Raw genomic sequence first — 12,669 nt, 5'->3', positions numbered from 1 at the left:
ACCATGGGCTGGCAATGTGGGGGTCGGTACACCGCGCGAAGCTGAATGCATGGCCGAGTACGAGTGGCAGCGGATCGCGCGCACCATCGAGGAAGAGATCCGGTCGGGACGTATCCCGCCTGGCGGAGCACTACCCGGCATCGTGAGGCTCGCCGAGGCTCGCGGCGTCGCCGACCGGACCGTCAGGCGCGCCCTGCGTGACCTCCGCGAGCGGGGGCTGATCGAGACGTTGCCGCACAAGGGCTCATTCGTCGTCGACCCCCTGCCGTCCACCACCGCCCCCGAGGCCGACCAGCCCTCCGGCTGACGCACCTCCGCGCCGCCCACACCCTCCCACCAGCCCCTCCCGGCCGAATCCGGCTCCGCTGTCCGACCCCGCACGTAAAGTGGTCGAGATCGAGGGGGGAGCAATCACCCCGGTCGGTGACACGAGTCGGGGCAGGACCTCCGGGCAGGCCCCGGAGCAGGACGTACGGGGAGGGCCGGCGGGCGCCATGAGACCTACACTCGCCGCGCAGGCGTTGCGCGACACGACGGTCGAGTATCTGACCACCACGTTCGCGCTGGCCGAGCCCGACACCCAGGAAGCGCTGACCGACTTCCTCACCGACCCGGCCGACGGGCTCTTCCGTGGGCCGTATCACCGGATCCGGCGGCCCTTCCGGGCCGCCGAGGACGGCTGGCAGCGGCACCTCGACTGGTACAAGGGCGATTTCTGGCCGTACGCACACCAGGCAGAGGCCTTCGCGCGCCTGACCACCAAGGACGGGCACCTCCCGCAGCCCACGCTCGTCACCACCGGTACGGGCTCCGGAAAGACCGAGTCCTTCCTCGTCCCGATCATCGACCACTGCCGACGCGCCAAGGCAGCCGGCAAGCACGGGATCAAGGCCGTGCTGCTCTACCCGATGAACGCCCTCGCCGGTGACCAGGCCGACCGGATCGGGAAGCTGCTGCGCGACGAGCGCCTGGCGGACGTGACGGCCGGGCTGTACATCGGTGAGGCGAGCTCCACCAAGAACGGCTCGCCGTACGGGCGGGTCGCGGTGGACCGGGCCGAGATCCGGCGGAATCCGCCGGACATCCTGATCACGAACTACAAGATGCTGGATCTCCTGCTTCAGCGACAGCAGGACGCCCCGCTGTGGGCCGACGCCGACCTCGCGTACATCGTGATCGACGAGTTCCACACGTACGACGGCGCCCAGGGCACCGACGTCGCCATGCTGCTGCGACGGCTCGGCGCGGTCGTCGGGGCTGCCGAGGAGGGGCGTCCACTGGGCTCGATCTGCCCGGTGGCGACCTCGGCGACCCTCGGCGAGTCGCCCGTACGCGACCGCCAGGACCAGGGCGGCGCGGGCGGTCCCCGCGCCATGCTCGACGTGGCCTCGCAGGTGTTCGGCGTGCGCTTCCCTGACGACGCGGTGGTCGGGGAGGACCGGCGGCACCTGAACTCCTTCCTCTCCCCCGTCGACCTGTCCCTGCCGCTGCCCCCGCCCGGCGCTCTCGCGGCCCTGCCCGATCCGGCCGCCGTCACCGGCGAGGACCACGGCAGGCTCGACGCCGTCTCCCGCGTGGTGCTCGGCTGCGACACGTCCGACGCCCGCGAGATGGGACGCCGGCTCCTCGCGCACCCGCTCACCCACGATCTGCTGACCGCCGATGTGGACCAGCCGCTCACGGCCGAGGAGATCCTGGCCTCCTTCCCCACCAGCTCCGCGTGGCGGGTGACGGCGGCGCAGGATCCGGAGGAAGCGGCCACCGCGCTGGACCGGTTCATCGCACTGATCTCGGTGGCCCGCGATCCGCAGGCGCCCGCCGATCAGGAGCGGCCCCTGCTGCTCGTCGAGACTCACCTGTGGGTGCGCTCGCTCTCCCGCGTCCTGCGGTTCGTCTCGCCGCAGCCCGTTTTCTCCTGGACGGACACCGACCAGGCCGCCACCGCGGCCGTCGTCTCCGCCGCGCAGGCAGACCGGCGCCGGGCCGTGGCGGGGGCCGGCCGGCTGCCATCGGCGTACTGCCGGCACTGCGGGCGCTCCGGCTGGAGTGCCGTCGCCCCCGAGCGAAACCCGACCTCCCTGGTCACCGCGCCCGATGACGTCTACCGGCTCAGCGCGGGCGGCGGCAACGGCAAGGCGCGGGTGCGGGCGCTCATCGCGGCGACTCCCGCCGAGGCGGCGAGGCAGGCCCGGCAGGCACTCGGCCGGAGCATGCGGCGCGGAAAGCGGGCGGCGGAACGTGAGGCGACCGTGCTCGTCCTGGAGGACAGCGGGGAAGCGCTGCGCCGGATCGATCCCGACGAGGTGTTCCGCGCCGACGGCTCGATCGCGGAGACCCCGGAGAACGGGGTCTTCGTCAAGACGTGGTTCGACAACGCCGACCAGGACGAGTACGCGAAGCAGGACCGCTGCCCGGCGTGCGGGCAGGCGCAGGGCATCCGCTTCCTCGGTGCCGGTGTCGCCCCGCTCGCCTCGGTGGCCGTCACACAGCTGTTCACCGGTGGGGAGCTGCCGAAGGAGGACGCGGAGGGCAACGACCGGCGCAAGACCCTGATCTTCAACGACTCCGTACAGGACGCGGCCCATCGGGCCGGGTTCGTGGCATCGCGGGCCTGGAAGTTCTCGCTGCGGTCGCTCATTCAGGAACAGTTGGCGAAGCGCTCGGCGCAGGAGCCGGGCTTCGCCGCCGACGGCGTACCGCTCAACGAGCTGATCGCCGCGCTGGTGAAGCGGGCCTCCGTGGACAAGGAGAAGCTGCTCGCCTCGGTCGTGCCTCCCGACCTGCACGACGTGGACCGGGTGAAGCGGCTCCTCGCCGGCAAGAAGCGGCTGCCGAAGGGGACGTGGGACCTGGTCGGTGAGCGGTTGGCGTTCAACACCCTGCTGGAGTTCGGGCTGAACTCGCGGATGGGCCGGACGCTGGAGTTGACCCGTACGGTGGCGGCCGAGGTGTACTTGCCGAACCCGGGACGTGCCGCGCAGATCGCCGAAGGGCTGTACGAGGAGCATCTGCGGCGGCAACTGCCCGTGGCCCCCGAAGAGGCGGAGGACGGGGACGAGCCGGCCGGGGAAGGCGCACGGCCGGCCCTGCCCGCTTCCGGGCCGGAACGGTTGCGCCGCTTCGAAGGGTTCGTGCGCGGGCTCCTGGAGCATGTGCGGATCAGCGGCGGTATCCGGCACGAGTGGCTGGACAAGTTCATAGACGCCGAAGGGCGCAGCCGGTACTCGATCTGGAGCGCGCGCCCCGAGGGCATGCAGGCCTTCGGCTGGAACTCGGACGCGCCGGCCTTCGTCCTGGTCGGGGCGCGCTCGGGCCGGACGGACTTCGAGCGGGTCGACACCAAGGAGAGCTGGTACGCCGACTTCGCCGAGCGCTGCCTGGGCATGGACCGCGCCCTCGCCACGGGCTACCTGGCCGAGCTGCTGCCCCGGCTGGCGGACGCGGAGATCGGCGCCCTGGCTCACCGGCGTACCGGGGAGAACAAGGCGGGTGGCAACAACCGCGAGCACGGGGTCTACGGGCTCACCGCCGGGCACATCCGGGTGCGGCCGCTGACCGACGAGCAGACGGCGCACGCGGCGCTGGCCTGCCCGGAGTGCGGCTGGACGCAGACGGTGCCCCCGGAGCGGGTCGGGGTGTGGCAGGGCCTGCCCTGTCCGCTCAAGGGCTGCGCGGGTCAGCTGGCGGTGCCCTCCAAGGACGCTCCCGGCCGGGCCGGGCGGGACTACCGGCTGGACTACTACCGGCGGCTGTACCGGGAGGCGGGGCCGTACAGCGTGGTCGCCGCCGAGCACACCGGTGTGCTCGGCCGAAAGGAGCGCGAGGAGGTCGAGAAGGGCTTCCGGCAGGGCGTCCGGCACACCGATCCCAACGTGCTCTCCTGTACGCCCACCCTGGAACTCGGCATCGACATCGGCCAGCTGGAGGCCGTCGTGCTGGCGTCGCTGCCGCCGAGCACCGCCGGATACGTCCAGCGGGTCGGCCGAGCGGGCCGCTCCACGGGCAACGCGCTCATGGTGTCGCTCGCCGACACCAGCCCCCGCGCCCTCTACCACCTGTCCGAGCCGCGGCAGCTGATCGCGGGGCGGATCCTGCCGCCCGGCTGCTTCCTTTCGGCGGGCGAGCTGCTGCGGCGTCAGTACGTCGCCCACCTCATCGACCGTGCCGCGCGCGGCCGGCTGGAGGGGGTCACCCCGCTGCCCGACCGGGTGACGGCCCTGTTCGGGCGCGTCGGCTGGCTGCGGCGATTCTCACAGGCCGTGACCGGGCGGCGTGACCTGGTCGACGACTTCCTGAAGCTGTTCCCCGAGATCGAAGGGGTGCCTGACTCAGGAGTCTCCAAGGACGCTCGGACGTCACTGCACCGCTATGCCGCGGGGAAGCTGGCCGAGGCGCTGCGGGACGCCGAGGAGGCGTGGGAGGCCGAGCGCGCCGAGCTCGTGGACCGCCGCGCCCTGATCAACGAGGCGGCGGAGGCACTCCACGAGAACGTGGAGGACGAGGCCCGGGAGAAGCGGAACCTCGCCCGAGAGGCGATGGCCGTCGCCAGGCAGCTCCAGGATTTCGCGCAGGCGGGAGCGCAGGCGTTCCTCGTCGAGTGGGGGCTGCTGCCGAACTACAGCCTGGTGGAGGACGGCGTACGGCTTGAGGCCGCGCTGACCCGCAAGGAGCCCGCCCGGCGTGCCCGAGGGGCCGCCGATGCCGATTCGGACAAGGCGCCGGCGTCGCAGTGGCGCACCGAGACCCGGACGTACACGCGACCGTCCGAGTCGGCACTCACCGAGCTGGCCCCCGGAAACTCGTACTACGTCCTCGGCTACCACCACACGATCGACGGCTTCGATCTCGGGCCGCGCCCCAAGGAGGACGAGGAGGACCCGCGTTCCGCCGTGGTCACCTGGCGGGTGTGCCGCGAGTGCGGACACGTGCGTACGAAGAACGCCGAGACCGACAAGTCGCCCTGCCCCCGCTGTGCCGGACCCGGCATCGGCGGCAAGGCCGCGCTGCATCACGTGATCGTCCCGCACAAGGTGACCTCACGGGACAAGCGGGACGACGCCCGGATCATCGACGACCACGACTCGCGCAACCAGCGCTACTACTCGACCGCCACGGCGGTGGACATCGACCCGGCCGCGATCAAGGAGAGCTGGCGGCACTCGGGCGCCACCTTCGGCGTCGACCACGTACGCGAGGCGGTCATCCGGAGGTTCAACCTCGGGCCCGCCAAGCTGAGTCGCCGCCCGGACACGTTCTTCGCCGGCACCGAGGTCACCATCACGCCCTTCGTGCTCTGTCCGTTGTGCGGTGGCGCCACCGACCGCGATCCCGGTCACGCCCCCGTGCAGGAGGAGCTGTCCGAATCGCTGGCCGGGCGGCCGGAGTTGGCCCATCACCGCCCCTGGTGTCCCACACGTCGCCGCGGCCGGGCCGTCCAGGCCCAGGACCGGCGGGTGATCACCGCGACCGAGCACCGCACCGAGGCGCTGCGCATCCTGCTGCCCGCCGCGACGCTGCACGTGCCTGAGCGGCTGGCGTCGTTCTCCGCGGCCCTGCACCTGGGGCTCGCACTGCGCTACGGCGGTGATCCGGCGCACATCCGGTCGACGCCGAGTACGGAGCCGGACCGCGAGACCGGGCTGACCCGCAACTACCTGGTGCTTTACGACTCGTTGCCCGGCGGCACCGGGTATCTCCAGCGGCTCGTCGAGGGTGTGGGCGAGGAGTTCCGGGCCGTCCTGGCGGCCGCCCAGGAGTATCTGCGCGACTGCCCGTGCCGGGAGGGGTCCCGGCGCGCGTGCCACCTGTGCCTGCTGGGGTACGCGCCGGAGCGCGAGTACGCGCTTCTCGACCGCCGCGAGGCCCTGTGGATGCTGGACGACGTGCTCGGCGAGGACGGCCGCAGCCGATGGGACGTCAAGCCCGTACGCAAGGACCGGGCGGGCCGCGTGGAGGACGAGGAGGAGCACCGGAGGCGCTTCGCCCGGCAGGCGCAGAGCGACCTGGAGCGGCGCTTCATCGACTGCATCGACCGTTGGCTCGCCGAACCCGCCAACCAGGCCGACGTGGAGCACGAGGAGACCCCGACCGGCCGGCAGGGCAAGCAGTTCACCCTGCGCCGACGGGACGGCTCACCGATCCGCTGGGAGTCGGTGGCCCAGAAGCCGCTGTACGCGCAGGGCACGGTGCCGGATCTGCTGCTGCGCCCGGTCGCGGGTGAGACCACCTCGGACGGCGCGCCGCCCATGCCGGTGGCCGTCTACCTGGACGGCTACCGGTGGCACGCGTCCGCGGCGACGAACCGGATCGCGGGGGACGCCGCCAAGCGGGCCCGGTTGCGTGCCGACGGCACGCTGGTCTGGCAGATCACCTGGGACGACGTCATGGCCTGGGAGAAGGAGCTGCGGGCCCGGGCGGGACGGAACGCGGCGGCGGACGGAGACGAGGCCGCGCAGGCGCTTGCTCCGGCTCTGGCCGGGCCGTCGGCGCGGGCCGCGTGGCCCCCGTACGACGTCGAGGGCGAAGCCTCGCCCGGCGGTCGGGCACGGGCCAACTGGGAGAAGCAGAAACAGGATCCGAGCGAGATCGACCGGATGTTCGCCGGTGCCATCCCGGCCCTGCTCGGCTTCCTCGCCGACCCGGATGTGCGGCGCTGGCGCGGAATGGCCCGCCTCTGTGTCGGGGGGCTGCTCCAGCTGGCGAAGCGGGACGAGGTCGTGGACGCCTCTCCCGAGGCCGCCGTGCCGTGGATCGAGGCAGCGCTGCGGGGCGACGTACGTCCCTCGGTCAGCGGTCGTGGTCTGAGGCTCTTCCCCGTGCGCGACGGCTCCGGTCTGCCTCTGGTGCTGATCGGCGACGCCCGGGCGAAACCTCAGGAGCTGAGTGCGCTGGCCGTTCTCGACGACCGCGCCCAGGCCGTGGCCGGTGACAGCGACGCACATCGGCGACGCTGGAAGGCATGGCTGAGCTGGGGAAACGTGCTCCAGTTCCTGGATCCGACCGGGACTGGCCGGGCCGACGGGCTGCAGCTCGCCCGCAGCGAGCTGGACTCGTTCGACGCGGGGCTGCTCGCGGCCACGGCCGTCCGGGCGGACGGGCTGCTCACGGCCCTGCGGGAAGAGCTACCGGGGACGGGGCTCGTCGTGCCAGAGCGCGACGACCGGGACGCGGTGCCGGAGGCGGTGGACAAGGCTGCTGTTCGTCCCCTGCCCGTCACCAGCGGAACTCCCGCGGCTCCCACCGCGTTGGAACGCGCCGCCTGGGAGCTCGTCCTGCGTGAGCTGTCATATGTGGGCGACCCGGCGATCGAGGCCCTCGCCAAGGCGCTCGCTGAGCGCGGGGACGTCCCGGCCGCCGAGGCGGGCTGGGACGCCGCCGGTATCTCCCGGCCGCTTGAGCTGGCCTGGCCGGACCGCAGGATCGCGGTGGTCCTGGACGAGGACGCGGCCGACGACCGTTACATGGCGGAGTGCGTCGCGGCGGGGTGGCAGGTCCGCGCGCCCGGCGAATGGGACGAGAAGCAGCTCGCAGCCCTGCTCGATGACGGGAGGCAGGGCGCGTCCGGAGAGGGAGGGGACCGGCGATGAGCCATGGGGTCAGGACACAGGTCGCGGTCACGCCGCAGGCCAACGAGGACATCCGGCGCCTCGACGCGGCGACGAAGAACGCGGTGGGCGACTTCGTCCGCCGGCTGCGGGCCGACCGGTCCAACCTGGCCCTGCGGCTGAATCTGCTTCGTGAGGCGGGCGGAAACGGGCGCCTGTTCCTCGCGGCACTCGACGGCAGCCGCATGGGCCTGCTGCTCGAAACCGAGGAGAACCGCTTCAGTCTGCTGGCCGTCCGGGTCGGTCCGTCGGCCCGGGAGGAGCTCGCCCGGCTGACCGTGGAGATCAACGCCGTCTCGGGTGGTGTCGAGCTCGTCGACCAGAGCGAGGTCAGCGCCCATGTGGTGGCGATGCCCGTGCGCCCCGAGCCCGGTCCGGAACCGGGCACCGCACTGGAGAGGCCTTCGGCCACCGAGACGCCCTCAGCCCCGTCGGACGTCGGGGCCGCCGCCTCCACGACCGCACCGGCCGCCCTGCCGGTCCCTCTCTTCGCCCCGTACGAGGACGAGGAGCTCGTCGGCCTGGGGGTCATCGCCTCCCTCCTGCCCGCCCTGCGGCGGATCACCGACAGCCGTCAGCTGAGTACCCTCCTCAGCCACAACCTCCCCGGGCTCACCCGGGAGGTGCTGCTCGCCCTGCACGACGGCATGGAGCCGAGCGAGGTCCGAAGGTTCATCACCGCCCCATGGCGGGCGGACGAGGAGATCGACCCGCGGGACTGGGCCCGGGCGGCACGACGGCCCGTGTCGCAGGTCAGTACCGAGGACGCGGCCGTCCTGGACGCGCTCGGGGACGGTTTCGACGCCTGGCGGCTTTTCCTCCACCCCGAACAGCACAGGCTCGCTACCGCCTCGTTCAAGGGGTCGGCGAAGGTCACCGGCGGGCCGGGCACCGGCAAGACGGTCGTGGCCCTCCACCGGGTGCGGCACCTCGTCGCCCAACTGCCACCGGGGCAGACCAGGCCCGTCCTGCTGACCACGTACAACACCAACCTCGCGGCCGATCTGAAAGAGCGCCTGCATCGGCTCGGCGGCGACGCCCTCGTTCGCCGGGTCGACGTCAAGTCCGTGGATCAGCTGGCCAGGGAAGTGGTCGAGCAGCATCCGAGTTCCGTGCTCGGCACGCCCATGGGCGACGAGGAGGCCGTAGCGCTCTGGCACCGGGTGTGCGCCGAGACAGGAGTCTTCGACTTCGACGCCGACTTCCTCGACTCCGAGTTCAAGCACGTCATCCTCGCCCAGGGCTGCGGTACCGAACGCCTGTACCTCCGGGCCGAACGGCGGGGCCGCGGCGTGCTGCAACGGGCCGGACGGAAGCAAGTATGGGAGCTGGTGGCGAAGTACCGTACGTTCCTGGACGGTCCGCCGAGGCGCACCACGTACGCACTGATCGCCGACGAGGCCGCGCGGATCGAGGAACACCGCATGGCCAAGGCCGCCGAGCAGGCACGTTATAAGGAGGAGCACGGCGGTCTGGACCTCATCCACCGCGAGGCGGGCAGCGGCATGTGGCTCAAGCCCCGCTACCACCACATCGTGGTGGACGAGGCTCAGGACCTGTCGGCCTCGCACTGGCGGATGCTGCGCGCGATGGTGGCGCCCGGACCGAACGACATCTTCCTGGTCGGCGACGCTCACCAGCGCATCTACTCGCACCAGGTCGTCCTGGGCAGGCTCGGCATCAGCACTCCCGGTCGGGCCTCCCGGCGACTGACGCTGAACTACCGCACGACGCGAGAGATCCTCGGCAGCGCCCACGGTCTGGTGCACGGCGAGAGCTTCGACGATCTCGACGACGGCGCGGACACCCTGGACGGGTACCGCTCCGTCCTGACGGGGCTGGCTCCTCAGTACTGGCGGGCTCCCGACTGGGAGACTGAGATGAGGGCCGTCGCCACGCTGCTCAAGGAGCGCCACGAGCGCTACGGCACTCCGTACTCGGCCATGGCCGTCAGCGTTCCGGACAAGGCCGCGGTCACACAGCTCGCCTACACCCTGGCGTGCGAGCCCTTCCTGATCCCCGCGAGTGAAATCGGCAGGGAGGGGCCCCGCGACACCGACACCGTACGCATCGGCACCATGCACCGTTTCAAGGGGCTCGAATTCCAGCGGGTGTTTCTGGCCGGTGTCAGCGAGGGATTGATTCCCCATCAGCGCATCGAGGCCTTCCGGCTGAGCAATCCCGACCGATACCGCCAAGAGGAACAGCGAGCCCGTTCGCTGCTCTTCGTGGCGGCCACCCGGGCACGCGACGAGCTGGTCGTCTCCTGGCACGGGCGCTCGAGCCGCTACCTGCCCCGGCATGCCGATCACGATGCCGGCCGTGCAACGTCCCTGCTGACGGGCGACAGTCCTCCGTCGGATTCGAACGCAGCCTGATCTGTGAGGCGCGTGCCGGGGCACTCGGGTGTCCCGGACCCGGCATGCTGTCTCACAAGCCGTGCTGGTCCATCAGTCGCATCAGGTTCCGCTTGCGCTTCTGGGCGGCGCGCAGGTCGGCTACGTACGCGGAGTAGTCGTCGGGTGTACAAGCGATCACCATCAGGCCGAGCGCGACCAGGTGCTTGCAGAAGTTGCCTTCCTGGCCGTGCGGGCAGTCGCATGTACCCGCCGGCTTTCTGCGGCCCCCGAGGAGCAGCTCCACCTCGTACCGCTCCGTGCCGCGTACCGACGCCCAGCCCCCCGACTCCGAAGGGCCGCATCCTCCCTTGGGTGCACTCGGCGCTCGAACAACGTACGGTCCGACGGCCGCCCGGCGGGCTGCCACGTTCCGGTCGTTCGGAAGCATTTGGTTACCGAGGCATCTCGACCGCCCGAGCCGGGGCCGTGCAGCCTTGCGTGCTGTGAGGCCTCTGATGCCCGCCACGCCGTGGCCGGACCTCAACGCAAGGGCTCCAGCCCAGAATGGCAACCAAACAGGACAAGTCAATTTCACGGGACATGCGTGGAACGAATTCCCTAGCATTGTGTCAGTCACGCCACTGACCTGGGAAACGCGGGGAAGACCGACGGCCTCCGGAGCCGTGTGCGCAGGTTCGAATCCTGCCGGGGGCACAGAAGCCGGACCAGCGTGATCAACCCGCTGACCTGCCGAAGTGCCAGACTTCAAGAGCCGGACCCAGTCCCACTGGGTCCGGCTCTTTGTCGTTGCCGATCACTGGTCGCGTGTGAGCGGTGTGTGGCTTCACCATCAGGAACGAACCCCTGCGGCGACCAACCTGCGCAGGCCATGATGACCGGGTGTCCACATTCCTCCCCGCTCCACGCACGTCGTCCAGACGCCTGCCGGCCTGGGTCCGACAGGCCGTGCTCTCCGCCAACGGCGGCTATTGCACGTACTGCGGCAGCGACGGAACTCGGGCAGAGGTTGTCGACCACGTCGAGCCCCTGGAGTGGGGTGGGGCAAACGTCATCAGCAACCTCGTCCCCGCCTGCCGCCCCTGCAACGCCAGTAAGCGTGATCGCAAACCTCTTGAGTGGCGCCGAAGCCTGGAACGTCGTCACTACGCCTTCAAGTGGTGGGATGACCCTCCCTACCCGGACTACGTCTTGTCGTACAGGGCCGAGGGTCTACTGCGAACCATCGCGGAAGCGCAAGACGAGGTGCTGGAGCTGGCCCGCCCTTTTCAGGAGCGGGCCGCTGAGAGGATGAAGCGGCAAGCCGCCATCCTCGCCGAAGACCTTCTGCATCTCACGGAACGCCAGCAAGCGGAAGTCCGCGAAGCGTTACTGTCGCTGTTCAGCGATTAGCCGGATGCGAGTCAGCGGTTCTCGCTGTCCTCCCAGCCCATGACCCTTCCGATCCTCTCGCTTACGCCAGACGGTCTTCGCGGCCTCCGCCGTCCCGCGAGCTTCGGCTTGAGGCGCCGCGTGCGGACGGGAGTGGCGGACATGGTTTGCGTGTTCGTCCTGGGGTGCTTTTTGCTGTTGGGCGTGGTCGGCCTGCCGGCGGCGCGGGTCGGGTGCCGGGGACCGTCTGTGGCCGGGGTGACGGGTACGAGGTCCCCGCGGAGGTGCGGGCCGGCCCTGCCCCGCGGAGGCGGGCGAACGGTCTGGTGGCGTTCTGGTGCACCGGGGCCGCGGCGCTGGGCTTCGCTCCGTCGGTGCCGTCGGGCGTCGTGGTCCTGAGCGGCGGCGGCGGGGAGGTGAGCACCTCGGGGCTCGTGGTGTTCGCTCTGTACAGGCTCGGCGTGGTGATCGTCGGCGCGTACCCGTTCGAGAAGATCAGGAGTCTCGGTCGGTCCGGGGAGCGGTGACCGGTCGCTGCGCCGGGGTGGGTGCCGTCGTGCTCCGTTCGGGGAGGGAGGCGACTCGACCGGGTTCAGGTCCGCGGTTCGGGACATGCGGAGGGTGATTGTTCGTCGCGGACGAAAGGGGCCTGTCGTGGCCGATGACGTCGTCACCATGATCAAGACCGATCACCGTGAGCTGGAGCGGCTCTTCACGATGATGGAGCAGGAGCGGAGTGTGCGGCCGCTGGCGCTGCCGCTGGCGGTGGCCATGTTGGAGGCGCACAGCCGGGCCGAGGAGAAGCACGTGTACCCGGCGCTCGTGAAGGAGGCCGGGGAGAAGGACGAGGTGGAGCACGCCACCGAGGAGCACCACGAGGCGGAGGAGCTCGGCCGGCGTCTGCTGGAGCTCGACTGGGAGAGCGAGGAGTTCGACCGGGAGCTGGGGAAGTGGGTGGAGGCCGTGCGCCACCACGTCGAGGAGGAGGAGCAGGACCTGCTGCCCGCGCTGGGCGAGACCTTCGACGAGGAGCGGCTGCGGAGGATGGGCGAGGAGTTCGCCGAGCAGCGCGCGGAGGAGCTGGCCGGGGGGTCCGAGGGTGCCGGCGGGGGCGAGGGGGCGGGGCGGAGTGACCTCGCCGGGCTCACTCGGGACGAGTTGTACGAGCGCGCCCGGCAGTTGGGCGTCGAGGGGCGGTCCTCGATGAAGAAGGACGAGCTCCTGGAGCAGGTGCAGGGCGCCGAGGGGGCTGCCGCCGGCTGAACCCGCGCAGGGTGCGGTGGTGGTCGTCGGCGTGCTCTGAGGGGGTGTCGGGGGCGGTGGTAGGTTCGAACGCG

The 12,669-nt window shown here is 71.2% G+C and carries 6 protein-coding genes and 1 pseudogene; 6 read left to right on the top strand and 1 reads right to left on the bottom strand.

Going from position 1 to position 12,669, the window contains the following annotated elements; all coding sequences use genetic code 11:
* The first annotated feature begins 49 nt into the window (after positions 1-49).
* The 3 genes from NRO40_RS20495 to NRO40_RS20485 all read left to right on the top strand — a co-directional run bounded on the left by NRO40_RS20495 (position 50) and on the right by NRO40_RS20485 (position 9,982).
* A complete protein-coding gene (locus tag NRO40_RS20495) occupies positions 50-307 on the top strand; it encodes a winged helix-turn-helix domain-containing protein (RefSeq protein WP_058943374.1) in 258 nt (85 codons plus the stop codon).
* Positions 308-494: 187 nt separating this feature from the next.
* Positions 495-7,586, top strand: coding sequence for a DEAD/DEAH box helicase (locus tag NRO40_RS20490; protein WP_079047246.1), 7,092 nt, complete (start codon positions 495-497; stop codon positions 7,584-7,586).
* On the top strand, positions 7,583-9,982 hold the full coding sequence (locus NRO40_RS20485) for a UvrD-helicase domain-containing protein (protein ID WP_058943376.1): 2,400 nt from the start codon (positions 7,583-7,585) through the stop codon (positions 9,980-9,982). Before NRO40_RS20490 ends, NRO40_RS20485 begins: the two co-directional genes overlap by 4 nt.
* Before the next feature lie 151 nt (positions 9,983-10,133).
* Here the strand turns inward: NRO40_RS20485 and NRO40_RS20480 are convergent.
* Positions 10,134-10,247, bottom strand: a pseudogene (locus NRO40_RS20480) (SWIM zinc finger family protein); the annotation flags it as partial.
* Positions 10,248-10,843: 596 nt separating this feature from the next.
* Between NRO40_RS20480 and NRO40_RS20475 the strand changes: the two are divergent.
* The 3 genes from NRO40_RS20475 (at position 10,844) to NRO40_RS20465 (ending at position 12,595) form a co-directional block, all read left to right on the top strand.
* Positions 10,844-11,353: an HNH endonuclease gene (locus NRO40_RS20475; protein WP_198549393.1), complete on the top strand. Its 510-nt coding sequence runs from the start codon at positions 10,844-10,846 to the stop codon at positions 11,351-11,353.
* 305 nt (positions 11,354-11,658) lie between these two features.
* Positions 11,659-11,859: a hypothetical protein gene (locus NRO40_RS20470; RefSeq protein ID WP_232791152.1), complete on the top strand. Its 201-nt coding sequence runs from the start codon at positions 11,659-11,661 to the stop codon at positions 11,857-11,859.
* Between the two features lie 127 nt (positions 11,860-11,986).
* Positions 11,987-12,595: a hemerythrin domain-containing protein gene (locus NRO40_RS20465; RefSeq protein ID WP_058943379.1), complete on the top strand. Its 609-nt coding sequence runs from the start codon at positions 11,987-11,989 to the stop codon at positions 12,593-12,595.
* The last annotated feature ends 74 nt before the right edge of the window (positions 12,596-12,669 follow it).

The organism is Streptomyces changanensis (assembly GCF_024600715.1).
Lineage (GTDB): Bacteria > Actinomycetota > Actinomycetes > Streptomycetales > Streptomycetaceae > Streptomyces > Streptomyces changanensis.
This window is presented reverse-complemented; position numbering and strand designations above follow the sequence as displayed.

Excerpts from the sequence above, each read along its gene's own strand:
- NRO40_RS20495 (WP_058943374.1), top strand. The coding sequence starts at position 50 with ATGGCCGAGTACGAGTGGCAGCGGATCGCGCGCACCATCGAGGAAGAG.
- NRO40_RS20490 (WP_079047246.1), top strand. The coding sequence starts at position 495 with ATGAGACCTACACTCGCCGCGCAGGCGTTGCGCGACACGACGGTCGAG.
- NRO40_RS20485 (WP_058943376.1), top strand. The coding sequence starts at position 7,583 with ATGAGCCATGGGGTCAGGACACAGGTCGCGGTCACGCCGCAGGCCAAC.